This window comes from Streptomyces sp. NPDC006872, assembly GCF_040635845.1.
In the GTDB taxonomy this organism is placed as follows: Bacteria; Actinomycetota; Actinomycetes; order Streptomycetales; family Streptomycetaceae; genus Streptomyces.
Genome location: NZ_JBEYIL010000001.1, coordinates 8,521 through 24,066 on the forward strand (window position 1 = coordinate 8,521; position 15,546 = coordinate 24,066).

General features: G+C 71.9%; 14 protein-coding genes. 8 read left to right on the forward strand and 6 right to left on the reverse strand.

The annotated features are described in order from the left end of the window. Positions 1 to 131: 131 nt before the first annotated feature. From ABZ725_RS00055 to ABZ725_RS00065, 3 genes are all read right to left on the reverse strand, one after another. Complete coding sequence (locus ABZ725_RS00055) at positions 132 to 1,370, reverse strand: DUF5667 domain-containing protein (RefSeq protein WP_358800606.1); 1,239 nt, start codon at positions 1,368 to 1,370, stop codon at positions 132 to 134. A gap of 279 nt (positions 1,371 to 1,649) precedes the next feature. Further along, a complete protein-coding gene (locus ABZ725_RS00060) occupies positions 1,650 to 2,426 on the reverse strand; it encodes an ECF subfamily RNA polymerase sigma factor, BldN family (RefSeq protein ID WP_358800607.1) in 777 nt (258 codons plus the stop codon). 419 nt (positions 2,427 to 2,845) lie between these two features. Next, positions 2,846 to 3,793 carry an HAD-IB family hydrolase gene (locus ABZ725_RS00065; RefSeq protein WP_358800608.1) on the reverse strand — a complete coding sequence of 316 codons (948 nt, stop codon included), beginning with the start codon at positions 3,791 to 3,793 and terminating at the stop codon, positions 2,846 to 2,848. A gap of 102 nt (positions 3,794 to 3,895) precedes the next feature. On the opposite strand from ABZ725_RS00065, the gene ABZ725_RS00070 reads away from it, so the two are divergent. The 6 genes from ABZ725_RS00070 to hemB all read left to right on the forward strand — a co-directional run bounded on the left by ABZ725_RS00070 (position 3,896) and on the right by hemB (position 10,790). Further along, complete coding sequence (locus ABZ725_RS00070) at positions 3,896 to 4,168, forward strand: glutaredoxin family protein (protein WP_358800609.1); 273 nt, start codon at positions 3,896 to 3,898, stop codon at positions 4,166 to 4,168. 261 nt (positions 4,169 to 4,429) lie between these two features. Next, positions 4,430 to 5,194, forward strand: coding sequence for a redox-sensing transcriptional repressor Rex (locus ABZ725_RS00075; RefSeq protein ID WP_358800610.1), 765 nt, complete (start codon positions 4,430 to 4,432; stop codon positions 5,192 to 5,194). Beyond that, on the forward strand, positions 5,191 to 6,924 hold the full coding sequence (locus tag ABZ725_RS00080; RefSeq protein WP_358800611.1) for a glutamyl-tRNA reductase: 1,734 nt from the start codon (positions 5,191 to 5,193) through the stop codon (positions 6,922 to 6,924). The genes ABZ725_RS00075 and ABZ725_RS00080 overlap by 4 nt, the downstream gene beginning before the upstream one ends. A 5-nt stretch (positions 6,925 to 6,929) precedes the next feature. After that, on the forward strand, positions 6,930 to 7,886 hold the full coding sequence (hemC, locus tag ABZ725_RS00085) for a hydroxymethylbilane synthase (RefSeq protein WP_358800612.1): 957 nt from the start codon (positions 6,930 to 6,932) through the stop codon (positions 7,884 to 7,886). After that, positions 7,883 to 9,589 (forward strand): bifunctional uroporphyrinogen-III C-methyltransferase/uroporphyrinogen-III synthase, encoded by a 1,707-nt coding sequence (locus ABZ725_RS00090; RefSeq protein WP_358800613.1) that lies wholly within the window; start codon positions 7,883 to 7,885, stop codon positions 9,587 to 9,589. The genes hemC and ABZ725_RS00090 overlap by 4 nt, the downstream gene beginning before the upstream one ends. A 208-nt stretch (positions 9,590 to 9,797) precedes the next feature. After that, complete coding sequence (gene hemB / locus ABZ725_RS00095) at positions 9,798 to 10,790, forward strand: porphobilinogen synthase (protein ID WP_358800614.1); 993 nt, start codon at positions 9,798 to 9,800, stop codon at positions 10,788 to 10,790. A 44-nt stretch (positions 10,791 to 10,834) separates the two neighbouring features. Here the strand turns inward: hemB and ABZ725_RS00100 are convergent, their stop codons facing one another. Next, complete coding sequence (locus ABZ725_RS00100; RefSeq protein ID WP_358800615.1) at positions 10,835 to 11,569, reverse strand: DUF4232 domain-containing protein; 735 nt, start codon at positions 11,567 to 11,569, stop codon at positions 10,835 to 10,837. A gap of 170 nt (positions 11,570 to 11,739) precedes the next feature. On the opposite strand from ABZ725_RS00100, the gene ABZ725_RS00105 reads away from it, so the two are divergent. Beyond that, the gene (locus ABZ725_RS00105; protein ID WP_358800616.1) at positions 11,740 to 13,152 is read left to right on the forward strand and encodes a helix-turn-helix transcriptional regulator; all 1,413 of its coding nucleotides are present in this window, start codon (positions 11,740 to 11,742) and stop codon (positions 13,150 to 13,152) included. On the opposite strand, the gene ABZ725_RS00110 is transcribed toward ABZ725_RS00105, so the two are convergent. Then, complete coding sequence (locus ABZ725_RS00110; protein WP_358800617.1) at positions 13,092 to 13,313, reverse strand: hypothetical protein; 222 nt, start codon at positions 13,311 to 13,313, stop codon at positions 13,092 to 13,094. The two genes, ABZ725_RS00105 and ABZ725_RS00110, sit on opposite strands and share 61 nt — an antisense overlap. Before the next feature lie 191 nt (positions 13,314 to 13,504). Here ABZ725_RS00110 and ABZ725_RS00115 point away from each other — a divergent pair, with 191 nt between their 5' ends. Next, positions 13,505 to 14,716, forward strand: a complete 1,212-nt coding sequence (locus tag ABZ725_RS00115) for a PLP-dependent aminotransferase family protein (protein ID WP_358800618.1) — start codon at positions 13,505 to 13,507, stop codon at positions 14,714 to 14,716. Positions 14,717 to 14,736: 20 nt separating this feature from the next. On the opposite strand, the gene ABZ725_RS00120 is transcribed toward ABZ725_RS00115, so the two are convergent. Then, positions 14,737 to 15,522, reverse strand: coding sequence for a DUF4253 domain-containing protein (locus ABZ725_RS00120; RefSeq protein ID WP_358800619.1), 786 nt, complete (start codon positions 15,520 to 15,522; stop codon positions 14,737 to 14,739). Positions 15,523 to 15,546: the final 24 nt, after the last annotated feature.

The window sequence follows — 15,546 nt, forward strand, 5'->3', positions numbered from 1 at the left end:
TGCGCAGCCTGCTGCTCACCAGCCGACGCGGCCCCGAAGCCCCGGGCGCCGCCGAACTCGCCGCGGAGCTCACCGAGGCCGGCGCCCACAGAAGGGCAACCCCACCGCCGTCGCATGTGCTGGTGCTGGTGTTACTCCGCGTCCTCGCTGTCGATGCCCAGGCCTGGGAGCAGGCCGGGGAGGAGGGGTGGGAGGGTGACGTCCGGTTGGGTGGTGGGGATGCTGGTCGTCGGGGCGGTGGCGCCGGTGTCCTTCGGGGGGTCGAGCAGGCCGCCGGTGTTGCCGCCGAGGAGGCCGTCGTCGCCGGTGCTGCCCGAGGTGGAGGACTTGCTGGGGCTGCCGGCGCTGCTGCCGGTGCCCTCGGAGGTGTCGGCGCCGGTGCCGGGGGTGGTCGAGTGGTCGGTGTCGGAGGCGCCGGTGGATGTCGAGCCGGGGCCGCCCTGGCGGGTGCCGCCGCCGCTCTGGGCGGGGGGTTGCGGGAGCAGGGACTGCAGCGGGGCGACCTCTTCGTCTATGGCCTCGAAGACCGACGAGACCTGCTGACTGACGTCGCCGAGCTGGACCGGCAGACGGTCGCGCAGGGCGCCCCACACCTCGCGGTGCGAGCGGGAGAAGGCTTCCAGGGCCTGGATGGGGCCGAGGGAGTTCGGGTCGCGTTCGTACGCCTCGTGGAGAAGGCGGTGGCCTTCCGAGGCGTCGTGCTGCATGCCGTTCAGGGCGCGGCGGATCTCGCCGAGGGACTCGTGGTCGAGGTCGCCGCTGCGGCCCCGTTCCATGAGCCGGCGGGCTTCGCTGAGCCGGGTGGAGGCCTGGTCGAGATATGTGCGTCCGCGCTCGCCGTCCCCGTCGGCCAGGTAGTTGAGCTTGAAGTCCTCGATGCCTCGCTTCAGCCCGTAGAGCCCGTCGCCCGGGAGGGCGTCGGAGCTCGCGGCGGCCACGCCGCCGAAGGCGCCCGCCGCGACGCCGACGCTGAGGCCGCCCGCGGTGAGGCCCTTGGCGAGGCGGGAACGTGGTCGGAACTTGCCCAGGGGACCGGCCCGGTGAGTGCCCCTGGCCCGGTGGGAGCGTTGCTCCGGCACCGAAGGGTCCGATGCTTCGCCTCCCGCGGCGCCCGCCTGCAGCATGGCCTCCATTGCGGCGACCAACTGGGCCCGCTGGACGACCTTGACCTCGGGGTCGAGTTCCGGCTTGGGCAGCTCGGCGAGACTCGTGGCGAGGGCCAGTAGCTGGCCCTGCCCGGTCTGGTCCGCAGCGGCCGGTGCCGGTGGCGATCCTTCGGTCTGCTCGGCCGCCGTGCCCTGGTCGGACTGCTCCTCCAGGGCCTGGGCGAAGGCGTTCGCCCGCCGGTGCGCCGATACGTTCGCGATCACTGGCGGCACCTCCTCTCGTCATGACGGTCGACTCCCCGGGGGTCCTGAGGGTTGCACGCTCCCGGCCGGGTCCACACGATCGAGTGATCGGGGTCGGCCGGGAGGTGACCACAGGGAGCCTGTATCCCGCACAACGACTGGCGCGGCACTTGGGTTACGGACTGCGGATGATCGGATCGGGAAGGCAACGGACTTTCGCTGAAGGTGAGTTGGCGTCACGGAGTGTGTGGCGTCGGCGGTGGGCAGGGAGAGTGCGGGAAGAGAGAGGAAGGGGCGGGGTCAGCGGGCGTCTTCCGGGAGGAGACGGGCGAGGGTGCGGACGGCCCGGTACTGGAGGGTCTTGATCGCGCCCTCGTTCTTGCCCATCACGCGCGCGGTCTCGGCGACGGACAGGCCCTGGAGGAAGCGCAGGGTCACGCACTCCTGTTGCTGGGGGTTGAGCCGACGCACGGCGTCCAGCAGCGCGGCGTTGGAGAGGGACTCCAGGACGGAGTCCTCGGGGGAGCGCTCGACCTCGTTGGCGTCGAGCATCTCGCCGGTCGTCACCTCGAGCCGGAAGCGGCTCGACTTGAAGTGGTCGGCGACGAGGTTGCGGGCGATGGTGACGAGCCAGGCGCCGAAGTCGCGGCCCTGCCAGGTGAACGTCCCGATGCGGCGCAGGGCGCGCAGGAACGTCTCGCTGGTGAGATCTTCGGCGGTCGCCTTGCCGCCGACTCGGTAGTAGATGTAGCGGTAGACCGTGTCGCTGTACTGGTCGTACAGGCGTCCGAACGCGTCGGCCTCGCCGGCCTGGGCGCGTTCGACGAGGTCCATCATCCGGGCGCTGTCGCTGTCGGCGGCGGGTCGGCGGGCCGCGGGCGCGCCGGCCGTGCGTCCTCGTCTGCCGACCGCGGCGGTGCCGTCGGCCAGTGCGTAGCACGGGCCGACGGGTGCGGCGGCGAAGGCGGGGACGGCGTACGCGGTGGGGACGAAGCCGCGCAACAGGTCCTGGACCGTAGCGACCGTTGCGCGCAGCGTAGCCAGGCCCGAGGTGTCAACCCCGACGTGTGGGTACACGGGACTCCCAGAGGCAGAGCTTCCATCACGTGCAGTACGGAACCGTTCACCCGTCGTAGCGACAGGAGGGGTACCGGATTGCGTTTGAGGAGAATAACGCTTCGTGCAGGCCCTGCTACACCGAGTTGCTCAAATCATCGATTACGTCGCTTCTGTGGCCTATTGACGCTCGATCAAGTTGCGTAGGGTGACAGATTGTTGATCGAAACGGTTCGAGTTTCGGGTCGGTACGGGGCGTGTTGTGGCTGTGCGCGGACAACAGGACTGGATGTGGGGTTACGGGGGTACGACCGTTGGATTGGCCGGGTTTGCTCGTGGGTGTGGGGTGTTGTCGGGCGGCATGACGAAAGCGGCCGAGGCGGTACTACAACCGCCTCGGCCGCTTCTCGTGCGTCTTGTGTGCCTGGTCCCGGGTCGGGTTACCGCCGTCGGCGGGACAGGGCGATGGCCGCCGCCGTGCCACCGGCCACCGCGCCCACGCCGGCCGCCGCCGGGATGCCGACCTTCGCCGCCTTGCGGCCCGTGCGGTAGTCGCGCAGCCGCCAGTCGAGCTTGTGGGCGTGCTTGCGGAGCTTGGTGTCGGGGTTGATGGCGTAGGGGTGGCCGACGAGGGACAGCATCGGGATGTCGTTGTGGGAGTCGCTGTAGGCGGCGCAGCGGGAGAGGTCCAGGTTCTCCGCCGCCGCCAGTGCGCGTACCGCCTCCGCCTTCGCGGGGCCGTGCAGGGGCTCGCCGACCAGCTTGCCGGTGTAGACGCCGTCGACCGACTCCGCGACCGTGCCCAGCGCGCCGGTGAGGCCGAGGCGGCGGGCGATCACCTGGGCGATCTCGACCGGGGCCGCCGTGACGAGCCACACCTTCTGGCCGGCGTCCAGGTGGGCCTGGGCGAGGGCGCGGGTGCCCGGCCAGATGCGCTCGGCCATGTACTCGTCGTAGATCTCCTCGCCGATGGACATCAGCTCGGCGACGCGGTGGCCCTGGACGATCGACAGCGCCGAGTCGCGGGCCTCCTGCATGTGTTCGGGGTCCTCGACGCCGGCCAGCCGGAACCATGCCTGCTGCCAGGCGAAGCGGACCAGGTCGCGGGTCTCGAAGAACTTCCGTTTGTACAGGCCGCGGCCGAAGTGGAAGAGCGCGGCGCCCTGCATCACGGTGTTGTCGAGGTCGAAGAAGGCGGCGGCCAGCGCGTCGCCGTGCACGGGGAACTGCGGTTCCCGGTCGGAAGCGTCCAGGGTGTCCTGGGTGTCGAGCGCGTCCTGTGCTTCCTGCGTGGACTTGCGGGCTGCCTCCGCCGAGGCCTCGCCTGCCAACACGCTCCGCGCCGTGGCGGAGCGCCTACGGGGAGTGAGCCATCCTAGAGCGGCCATGGCGTGAGCATAGCCAGTCTGTTCGGCGGTTCCGCAGGCGCGAGGTTCGAAGGGTGTGAACTCTCCGCGACCGCGCCGTTAAAGAAGCGCGAGAATGGCGGTATGACTCCCCTCTTTCGACGTAAGGCCGACCCCCGCGAGCGGTCGGTCACGCTCATTCGCAAGTCCGGTTGTCATCTGTGCGACGACGCGGAGCTCGTGATCGAAAAGGTCTGCGCGGAACTCGGTGTGTCCTGGGAGCAGAAGGACATCGCCGAGGACCGGGAACTGTACGACCAGTACTGGGAGCAGATCCCGGTGGTGCTCGTGGACGGCCGTCAGCACACGTTCTGGCGGGTGGACGAGGGGCGGTTGCGCAAGGAGCTGACCGGGTGAGCCGGTTGGCCGAACTGACCAAGCAGTACAAGGCTGTACCGAACGTCGTTTAGGATCGATGGCGGTTTTGTCTCGGGGGCGGGATTCACGAGGAGAGTGGCGGTTTTGCCCCCTGGAATGACGCGCGTGACCCCGGTCACGTTGGGCGGGCAAATCGGACACCATCTTTGTGCACGCGTTCACAAAGACATAGCCTGCTGTCGACGGGGCGGTCCGGGTACGTGTGACCGCCTGCAGCCCCGCTCTACCCGCAGGAGCACCGTGGCAACTGGCCGAACTCACCGACCGGCGACCCGTAGCCGAGGGATTCCCGAGGCCACCGTCGCCCGGCTTCCGCTGTACCTCCGCGCGCTGACCGCACTGTCGGAGCGCTCGGTACCCACGGTCTCCTCCGAGGAGCTCGCGGCCGCGGCGGGGGTCAACTCCGCCAAGCTGCGCAAGGATTTCTCCTACCTGGGTTCTTACGGAACGCGGGGTGTCGGCTACGACGTCGAGTACCTGGTCTACCAGATCTCCCGTGAGCTGGGTCTCACCCAGGACTGGCCGGTTGTGATCGTCGGGATCGGTAACCTCGGCGCGGCGCTCGCCAATTACGGGGGGTTCGCCTCGCGTGGATTCCGGGTCGCGGCGCTCATCGACGCCGATCCCGCGATGGCCGGGAAGCAGGTCGCCGGGATCTCCGTGCAGCACAGCGACGGCCTGGAGAAGATCATCTCCGACAACGGCGTGTCGATCGGCGTGATCACCACTCCGCCGGCCGTCGCCCAGCAGGTCTGCGACCGGCTCGTGGCCGCCGGGGTCACCTCCATCCTGAACTTCGCGCCGACCGTGCTGTCCGTGCCGGACGGCGTCGACGTGCGCAAGGTCGATCTCTCCATCGAGCTGCAGATCCTCGCCTTCCACGAGCAGCGCAAGGCCGGCGAGGAGGCCGCGGCGAACGAAGCCGCCGTGGCCGCGCCCGTCAGCCGCGACGACTCCGCCGACCAGGGGCCCGACGGGGACGTACCCGCCGTGATGCCGGCATGAGTCTCCTCGTCGTCGGGCTGAGCCACCGCAGCGCACCCGTGAGCGTGCTGGAGCGGGCCTCGCTGTCCACGGACGCCCAGCTCAAGCTGCTCCAGGACACGGTCGCCGCCGAACCGGCCGCCGAGGCCGCCGTCCTCGCGACCTGCAACCGGATCGAGCTGTACGCCGACGTGGACAAGTTCCACGCGGGCGTCGCCGAGCTGTCCACGCTGCTCGCCCAGCACAGCGGCGTCGGCCTGGAGGAGCTCACCCCTTACCTCTATGTGCACTACGAGGACCGGGCCGTCCACCACTTCTTCTCGGTGGCCTGCGGGCTGGACTCCATGGTCGTCGGCGAGGGGCAGATCCTCGGGCAGATCAAGGACTCGCTGGCCCGGGCGCAGGAGCTGCACACCGCCGGGCGGCTGCTGAACGACCTGTTCCAGCAGGCCCTGCGGGTGGGCAAGCGCGCTCACTCCGAGACCGGCATCGACCGCGCCGGGCAGTCCCTGGTCACCTTCGGCCTGGAGCAGCTGGCCGCGGGCGGGGACGTGCAGGACTGGGCGCGGGGCAAGCGGGCCCTCGTCATCGGCGCCGGCTCCATGTCCTCGCTGGCCGCCGCCACCCTCGCGCGCGCCGGGGTCGCCGAGGTCGTCGTCGCCAACCGGACCCTCGACCGCGCCGAGCGGCTCGCCCAGATACTCGTCGAAGCCGACGGCACGGGCGTGTCGGCCCGTGCGGTACCGATGGAATCGGTGCCGGCCGAGCTGACACGTGCCGACGTGGCCGTCTCCTGTACCGGGGCGACGGGTCTGGTCCTGACGGCGGAGGCGGTCGCCACGGCCGTCGAGGGCCGCACGGGCGTGCCCGCCGCCTTCACCGTCTTTGACGCCGAGGCCCCGGCGACGGACGACGTGCGGCCGCTGCCGCCCACCTCCGTCGGGACCGAGGAGGGTTGTCCGCTCGACCTGGCCGCCGTCCAGCAGGCTCCCGTGCAGCCGACGTCCGGCTTCTCCGTGATGGGGGAGGCCGCCGTGGCCGGCATGGACGCGGCCACGCTGGAGCAGCACGCCGCCTGGGTCGACAACGCGACCGTGGACCGGCGGCTCGCCGCCCGCCGCAGCCCCGAGGCCGACGCCGAGCTGATCACCGCGCTCGCCGCGACGGCAGCCACCGTCGGCCGGATCCCCGAGCGCCGTCGGCCCGAGTCGGCTCCCACGCCCGTCCGCCCGCAGCCCGTCCTCTTCCTGCTCGACCTCGCGATGCCGCGGGACGTCGACGCGGCCGCGCACCGGCTCGCCGGGGTGCGGCTGGTGGACATCGAGTCGCTGGCGGAGGCCTCGGCCGACGCGCCGATGGCCGCCGACGTCGACCAGGTGCGGCGGATCGTCGCCGACGAGGTCGCCGCGTTCGGCGCGGCGCAGCGGGCCGCGCACATCACGCCGACCGTGGTCGCCCTGCGTGCCATGGCCGCCGATGTGGTGGCGAACGAGATCGCCCGGCTCGACGGGCGGCTGCCCGGGCTGGACGACAAGCACCGCGCCGAGATCACGCAGACCGTGAAGCGGGTCGTCGACAAGCTGCTGCACGCGCCGACCGTACGGGTCAAGCAGCTCGCGGCCGAGCCCGGCGGCGCCGGGTACGCGGACGCGCTGCGAACCCTGTTCGACCTCGACCCGGAATCGGTGGCCGCCGTGTCCCGGGCCGAGGACAGCACCGAGAAGAACGCAGAGAACCGAGGGCCGGCATGAACGGCATGAGTAAGGCACTGAGACTGGGGACGAGGCGAAGCAGACTCGCCATGGCCCAGTCCGGGCAGGTCGCGGACGCCGTGAGCCAGGTGACCGGACGGCCCGTGGAGCTCGTCGAGATCACCACCTACGGCGATGTCTCCCGCGAGCAGCTCGCACAGATCGGCGGCACGGGAGTCTTCGTGACCGCGCTGCGCGAGGCGCTGGCCAAAGGCGAGGTCGACTTCGCGGTTCACTCGTTGAAGGACCTGCCGACCGCGCAGCCCGAGGACCTCGTCCTGGCCGCCGTACCGGTGCGCGAGGACCCCCGTGACGTGATCGTCGCCCGGGACGCGCTGAAGTTCACCGACCTGCCGCGCGGGGCACGCATCGGCACCGGTTCGCCGCGCCGCATGGCGCAGCTGAACGCGTACGCGCGCTCCCATGGGCTGGACATCGAGACGGTGCCGATCCGCGGGAACGTCGACACGCGGATCCGGTACGTGCACGACGGCGAGCTGGACGCGGTGGTGCTGGCCGCGGCCGGCCTGAGCCGCATGGGCCGCCTCGACGAGGTCACCGACTTCCTGTCGATAGACACGGTTTTGCCCGCTCCCGGCCAGGGAGCACTGGCGATCGAATGCGCCGCGGTCAACGCGGACCTCGTCGCCGCACTCGGTGAGCTCGACGACCCGTTCACCCGGGTCGCCGTGACCGCCGAACGGTCCCTGCTCGCCGCCCTGGAGGCCGGTTGCAGCGCCCCTGTGGGCGCGCTGGCCGACCTGCTGGCCGACGGGCAGATTGTCAGAGAAATGCGCCTGCGGGGCGTCGTCGGCACGACCGACGGCACTCGTACGGTGCAGCTGTCCACCACCGGTCCCGTGCCCGAGACGCACGACCGGGCAACGGCGCTCGGTCGCGAACTCGCCGCCGAGATGCTTGCCCAGGGCGCGGCCGGTCTGATGGGGGAGCGAGCACAGTGAGCCCCACCACCCTTCCAGCCGCTGGTCCTGAACACGGGCACGTCACCTTCCTGGGTGCCGGACCCGGGGATCCGGGACTACTGACTCTGCGCGCCGTCGAGGCGCTGGCGCACGCGGACGTCCTCGTCGCCGAGCACGAGGTGCTCGACGTCGTACGGGCGCACACGAGGCCGGGCGTCACCGTCGTGAACGCGGAAGCGGGTCCTTCGTCGGACCCTCTTCCGGGCACGGGCGCGCCCCTCCCGACGATTGTTGACGGTAAGTCAACAACCGCTGAGGTACCCGCTGTGCGCGATGCCGCACATCTTGTCATGGAGGCCGCGCGGGGCGGCAGGCGGGTCGTCCGTGCGGTGTCCGGGGACCCGGGACTGGATACGTACGCGGCGGAGGAAATGCTCGCGTGCGCGGCGGCCGGTGTCCCCTTCGAGGTCGTACCCGGTGTCGCGGCCGCCGTCGGCGTGCCCGCGTACGCCGGTGTGCCGCTGCGGGACGCGCAGGGCGCGGACGTCCGCTTCGTCGACGCGCGGACGGCTTCGGACCGTTGCTGGACCGAGGTCGGAGCGTCCGACGGCACCGTCGTCGTGTCGGCGACTCTGGACTCCGTGGCCTCGGCCGCCGGGGAACTGGTGTCGGCGGGGCGCAAGCCCGATACGCCGATGACGGTCACGGTGGCCGGGACGACGACCCGGCAGCGCACGTGGACGGCCACCCTCGGCACGATCGCGCAGACCCTGAAGCAGGCGAAGGCGCTGCCCTCGCCCGAGGGCGGCCGACCGGTGATAGTCGTGGTCGGTGAGCGTTCCGCACCCGCCCAGCGCGACCAGCTGTCGTGGTTCGAGTCCAAGCCGCTGTTCGGCTGGAAGGTGCTCGTGCCGCGTACGAAGGAGCAGGCGGTGTCGCTCTCCGACCAGCTGCGGTCGTACGGGGCCGTGCCGCACGAGGTGCCGACGATCGCCGTCGAGCCGCCGCGGACCCCGCAGCAGATGGAACGGGCCGTTAAGGGCCTGGTGACGGGGCGTTATGAGTGGATCGCGTTCACCTCGGTGAACGCGGTGAAGGCCGTGCGGGAGAAGTTCGAGGAGTACGGGCTCGACGCCCGGGCCTTCGCGGGCATCAAGGTCGCGGCGGTGGGCGAGCAGACCGCGAAGGCGTTGATCGCGTTCGGCGTGAAGCCGGATCTCGTGCCCAGCGGCGAGCAGTCCGCGGCGGGGCTGTTGGAGGACTGGCCGCCGTACGACCCGGTCTTCGACCCGATCGACCGGGTGTTCCTGCCGCGGGCGGACATCGCCACGGAGACGCTGGTCGCCGGGCTGATCGAGCTGGGCTGGGAGGTCGACGACGTCACCGCCTACCGGACCGTGCGGGCCTCGCCGCCGCCGGCGGAGACCCGGGAGGCGATCAAGGGGGGCGGGTTCGACGCCGTTCTCTTCACCTCGTCGTCCACGGTGCGCAACCTGGTCGGGATCGCCGGCAAGCCGCACAACGTGACCGTCATCGCGTGCATCGGGCCGGCCACGGCCAAGACCGCTCAGGAGCATGGGCTGCGGGTGGACGTGATGGCTCCGGAGCCCTCCGTGCACAAGCTCGCGGAGGCGCTGGCCGACTACGGGTTGCGGCGGCGGGCGGCTGCGCAGGAGGCAGGCGACCAGGTGAGCCGGCCCAGCGAGCGGAGGCCGGGGGCTCGGCGCCGCAGGGCTACCTGAGGTAGCGGTGTGCGGGTGGGGCGGTGGGGGCTTTCGCCCCCGCCGCCCCTTCCCGTTCCCACCCCGTTCCCACCCCTGGGGGCTGCGCCCCCAGACCCCCCTTCGGCCCTGAACGGGCCTCGTCCTCAAACGCCGGACGGGCTGGAAGGGCGGTAGCCCGACTGGGCGTCGGCAAGGGCATTGTCGGGGCGGGCGTAGCGTTAGGTGTATGACGATGTACGGATCCTTTCCCGGTTCGCGGCCTCGTCGGCTGCGGACCACTCCCGTCATGCGGCGCATGGTCGCGGAGACCCGGCTGCACCCGGCGGATTTCATCCTGCCCGCGTTCGTGCGGGAGGGCGTGAGCGAGCCGGTGCCGATCCAGGCCATGCCCGGGGTCGTGCAGCACACGCGCGACAGTCTGAAGAAGGCCGCGCTGGAGGCCGTGCAGGCGGGAGTCTCCGGGATCATGCTCTTCGGGGTGCCGGAGGAGTCCAAGAAGGACGCGATCGGGACGGCCGGGACCGATCCGGACGGGATCCTTCAGGTCGCCCTTCGGGATGTTCGGGCCGAGGTCGGCGATGAGCTGCTGGTGATGTCCGATCTGTGCCTCGACGAGACCACCGATCACGGGCACTGCGGGGTGCTGGACTCCGAAGGGCGCGTCGACAACGACGCCACCCTGGAGCGGTACGCCGAGATGGCTCAGGTGCAGGCCGACGCCGGGGCGCATGTGGTGGGGCCCAGCGGGATGATGGACGGGCAGATCGGGGTCGTCCGCGATGCCCTTGACCAGATCGGGCGGGAGGACGTCGCCGTCCTCGCCTACACCGCCAAGTACTCGTCCGCCTTCTACGGGCCTTTTCGGGAGGCCGTCGGGTCCTCGCTGAAGGGGGACCGGAAGACCTACCAGCAGGATCCGGCCAATGCCCGGGAGTCGATGCGCGAGCTCGCGCTCGATCTGGAAGAGGGCGCCGACATGGTCATGGTCAAGCCGGCCGGGCCCTACCTCGACATCCTGGCGCGGGTCGCGGACGCGGTGGACGTGCCCGTCGCCGCCTACCAGATCTCCGGCGAGTACTCGATGATCGAGGCCGCCGCCGAGAAGGGCTGGGTCGACCGGGACCGGGCGATCTTCGAGACGCTGACCGGCATCAAGCGGGCCGGGGCGCGGAACATCCTCACCTACTGGGCCACCGAGGCGGCCCAGAAGCTGCGGTAGCTCCCCGCCCAGCCCCCGTACTCCCTGCCTGCCGCTTGCGCGGGTCACCAGGACAGGACGTCCTGCATGCTCTGCTGCCAGTACGTCACCGTCAGGGAGCTGTCGTAGTAGACGCCGCCGGCGGGCAGTGACGGCTTCGCGGACGCGCCGCCGTCGCTGCCCGGGTTCCTGCCCTGGAAGTAGACCGTCAGGTTCTTGGAGGTCGTGCCGCCCTCGCCGCTGCCGTCGGCGGCGGACAGTCGCACGCCCGCGTAGCCGGACTCGCCGGGCGCGAGGGTCGTCACGGCCTGCGGCTGCGTGTCCTCGTCCACCGGCGGCACCGACTGTGCGCCGTCGAACTTCAGGGCCGGGTAGTAGTAGAGGTCGCACATCTTGCTGCCGGTGTTGGTGACCGTGAGCAGCATGTGGTTCAGGGGGCGCGTGAGGGTCTGCGCGGTGACCTTGGTGTTCGAGCCGTTGCACGTGACTCGGTTCGCGGGGTCCGTGTCGTCGGCGGCCTTCGTCGCCCCGGCGGCCGCAGCCGGCGGGTTCTTCGCCGGGGTGGTGGAGGTGCCGGAGCCCGTTCCGGTCGTCGTGCCCGTCCCCGTTCCGGTCGTCGTGCCGGCGTCGGTGGTCGCGTCCGTGGCGGGGGTCGGCTGGGCCGCGGTGGGCTTCGTCGTCGACGATGCCGGCTGCGACGCGCCCTCGTCCTGGACGCCCGTCCCGTTCTCGCAGGCCGTGAGTGCGAGGGCCGTCAGGGCGGTGAGCGCGAGCAGGTGGCGGGTGCGGCGGATGCGCATGGTCAAGTCCTCTTCCGGGATGGCGGGTTGAAGCGACGTGCTTGGATGGCTACAGCTTGGGAGGGGATCCGTCCCAGCCGCCATGCCTGGCGGGTCATCCGGGATGCTGGAACGCTGGCAATGGGTCTGACCTGGGCAAACGCGCCATCCCTGGAACGCCGGGATGGGACATGGGGAGTGGGGAAACGGTGTCTACGGCCGAGTTCGCGGAGTTGCTGCGGGAGTTGAAGGAGCGGTCCGGGCTCAGTTACGGGACGCTCGCGAAGCGGCTCCACATGAGTACGTCGACGCTGCACCGCTACTGCAACGGGGACGCCGTCCCCACGGACTACGCCCCCGTCGAGCGACTGGCCCGGCTCTGCAAGGCATCCCCGCAGGAGCTCGTCGAGCTGCACCGGCGGTGGGTGCTGGCGGATGCGGTGCGGGGGAGGAAGCCGGCCGCCGACGGTGGTGGCGGCGCGGGCGGGGGTGACGGCGCGGACCCCGCCGCGGACCCCGTCGCGGACCCGAGCGTCGTCGCGGAAGCGGCGGAGGAGGCGGGCGGTGCGGGTGCGGATGCGGGTGCGGGTGAGACGGATGCGGCCGTTGTGGACGTCGGCGTCGTGGATGTCGGGGTCGTGGACGTCGGCGTCGTCCCGCAGGAGAGCGGCGGGCGGGGGTGGAGGAGGCGTCGGCCGTTGCTGCTCGCCGGTGTCGGGGTCGTGGCCGGTCTGGGTTCCGTCGCCCTCGCGCTCTCGCTGAGTCTGCCGTCCGGTGGCTCGGGGCGGGACGGGGACTCCGACGGCAGTCCCGTGGGGGCGGCCGCATCCGTGCAGGGGAAGGGGGCGGCGAGCGGTTCGCCGTCCGCCTCCGCCTCGGCCTCGCCTTCCGGCTCCGCTTCCGCCTCGGCCTCGGGGTCCGCGTCCCCGTCGGCCGCGGCCACGCCGTCGGCTGCGGCGGCGGGCAGCGGCGCGCAGGACTTCGACGCCGTCCCCCTGACCGTCAGCGCTCGGCCCTACGCCTGGGAGAGCCCCTGCTCGCAGCACTACCTGATCGACCGGGAGCCGGGGCAGGTCGCCCCGCCGCCCCTCGAACAGGACGCGCCCGCCTGGGTGGCCGCGCACGGGGCCGTGTCCTCGGGGAGCCAGCTCCTGGAGTTCACCGTGCAGGGGACCGGCGCGGAGACCGTCGTCGTGGAGGACGTCAAGGTCCGTACGGTGGCGAAGCGTTCGCCGCTCGCGTGGAGCGACTTCGCGATGGGCTACCCCGGGGTCGGCTGCGGCGGCGGGGTGCCGACGCGCTACTTCACCGTCGCCCTCGACGCGGCGCGGCCCGCGCTGGTGCCCGAGGCGGGGCACCCCGACTTCCCGTTCTCGGTGAGCGCGTCCGACCCGGAGATCTACTACGTGAGCGCCGACGCCTCCGCGTACGACGTGAGCTGGCAGCTGGAGCTGTCCTGGTCCAGCGGGTCACGGCACGGCACGCTGACCCTCGACGACGACGGCAAGCCGTTCCGCACCAGCGGCAACAACGGGCGGCCCGCCTACGAGTTCCCGCTCGGCGGCTCCGCGTGGGGGCCGGCGGGGTCGTTCGACACGCCGTAGGAGCCGGGCAGGGGGGCGGAGCCGTTCAGGGTGGCGGGGCTCGACGGGCCCTCGTCGCGCAGGCCCTGGCCGTCGTCGCACGCGGTCAGGGTGAGCACGGCGACGGCGGTCAGGGCGGCGGCCAGCGGACGGACGCGGCGGCGGGTACGGCGTGTGGGCATGGGGCCAGCCTGGGCCGTATCGCCCGTGGACTGCCATGTTCGACGGGCAAGTCGGGACGCCGGTTCGGTCCCATGGCGTTTGACCTGCGGAAACAGTGCTCGTCTGGGACGGGTCGTGGGACGCCCGTGACGGTCGTCCATATGTCAGAAACCCGTGTGTAGACCGCATCCATCTCTCTAGGGTGCGTCGCATGACCTTCGCTCCCGTCTCCGCTCCCGTCTCCGTCCCCGTCCCTGCGCTGGCCGGGCGTGCCCGGTCGATCGGCGGCTCGCCCGTGCGGGACATCCTCGCCGTCACCGCCCGCCCCGAGGTGATCAACTTCGCGGGTGGGCTGCCCGCGCCCGAACTGTTCGACCGTGCGGGCGTCGCCGCCGCGTTCCGGTACGTGCTCGAGGAGGCCCCGGCGCAGGCCCTGCAGTACTCCACGACCGAGGGCGAGCCGGAGCTGAGGGAGCGGCTCGCCGCTCGGACGACGGCACGCGGACTGCCCACGACCGCCGACGACCTGCTCGTCACCACCGGCTCCCAGCAGGCGCTGTCCCTGCTCGCGAGCGCGCTGCTCGACCCCGGCGACACGGTCCTCGTCGAGGCCCCCTGCTATCTGGCCGCCCTCCAGGTCTTCGGACTGGCCGGGGCGAGGATCCTCGCCGTGCCCGAGGACGCGGACGGCCCGGACCCCGAAGCGCTCGCGGAACTGGTCGTCCGGGAACGGCCGAAGCTGCTCTACACCGTCCCCACCTTCCAGAACCCCACCGGCCGCACCCTCCCCGCCGAGCGCCGTGCCGCCCTCGCCTCCGTCGCCGCCCGGCACGGCCTGTGGATCGTCGAGGACGACCCCTACGGCGAACTCCGTTACGACGGCGAGCGCCTGCCCTGGATCGCCGCCCATCCCGACGCCCGCGACCGCACGGTCCTGCTCGGCTCCTTCTCCAAGGTCATGGCCCCCGGCATACGGCTGGGCTGGCTGCGTGCCCCCGCGGAGCTGCGGCGGGCCTGCGCGGTCGCCAAGCAGGCCGCCGACCTGCACACCCCGACCGTCAACCAGCTCGCCGCCGCCCGCTACCTGGCCGTCGACGACCTCGACGCCCATGTGGCGCGGGTGGCCGCCGTGTACCGCGAGCGGCGGGACGCCATGCTGGCCGGGCTGGGCGAGGCGCTGCCGCCGGGGTCGCGGTGGAACCGGCCCGAGGGCGGCATGTTCCTCTGGGCCCGGCTGCCGCAGTCGTACGACACCGCCGCGCTGCTCCCGCAGGTCGTCGCGCAGGACGTCGCCTATGTGCCCGGCGCGCCCTTCTACGCCGGTGAGCCCGACCGGTCGACGCTGCGGCTGTGCTTCGTGACGCAGACGCCGGAGGAGATCGGGGAGGGGCTGCGCAGGCTGGGGCGCGGGCTCACCGGCTAGGACAAGGCCCTAGGCGCGGGTCAGTCCCACCAGAAGGTCCAGGAGGGCTCGCCGACGAGCTGCTGGGCGTAGGCCGCCAGGGTGCCCGGGCCCTGGAGGACGTTGTCCGGGCAGAACGCGAAGTGCTCGGCGGCGATCTGCTCGGCTTCCTCGACCGTGGTGGGCGGGGCCGCGACGGACACGGCGAGGACGTCGAAGCCGAGGCCGACGACCCGTATGCCGAAGCGGTCCTCCCAGGAGCGCAGGACGGCGCTCAGACGTGCCGTGTCGCTCTCGTGGTTGGCCGGGCCGGACCAGCCGACGGCCGTCGGGACGTCGGCGCTGCGCCGGGCGGGGACCAGTGCGAGGTACGGCGACCTGAACCAGGAAGGCCCCTGCTCCGCAAGGGTGTCGGCGATCTGGGCGGCGCGTGCGTCGGGGTCCGCCTTCAGGGCGGGGGAGGCGGCGAGGCCCGGCCACTCCTCGCCCTGCGCCGCGCACTCCTCCCAGTACTCCGCGAGGACCTCCTCCGCGTCGTGGTCCCCTGGGTAGGAGACCTCGTCGGGCATCAACTCCCATTCCCTCGGGCCGCCCTGGGAGCCGCCGAGGTCGACCAGGACCGGGAGCAGCCCCGCCCGTGCCGCCGGTGCGCCCAGGGCCGTCCAGTTGCCGGAGGACGCCGACTGCTCCGAGTGCCACAGCAACGGCTCGTGCCACGGACCGTCGCAGGTCGCGTCGATCAGTCTCCCGGGCGGGAGTTGGAGCCCGAGGGAACGCCCGCTCGGGTCGGACGCCAGCTTGGGCAGCGGGTTGGGAAGAGTCGCCATGGTGGTGACTGTAAGGGTCGGCAC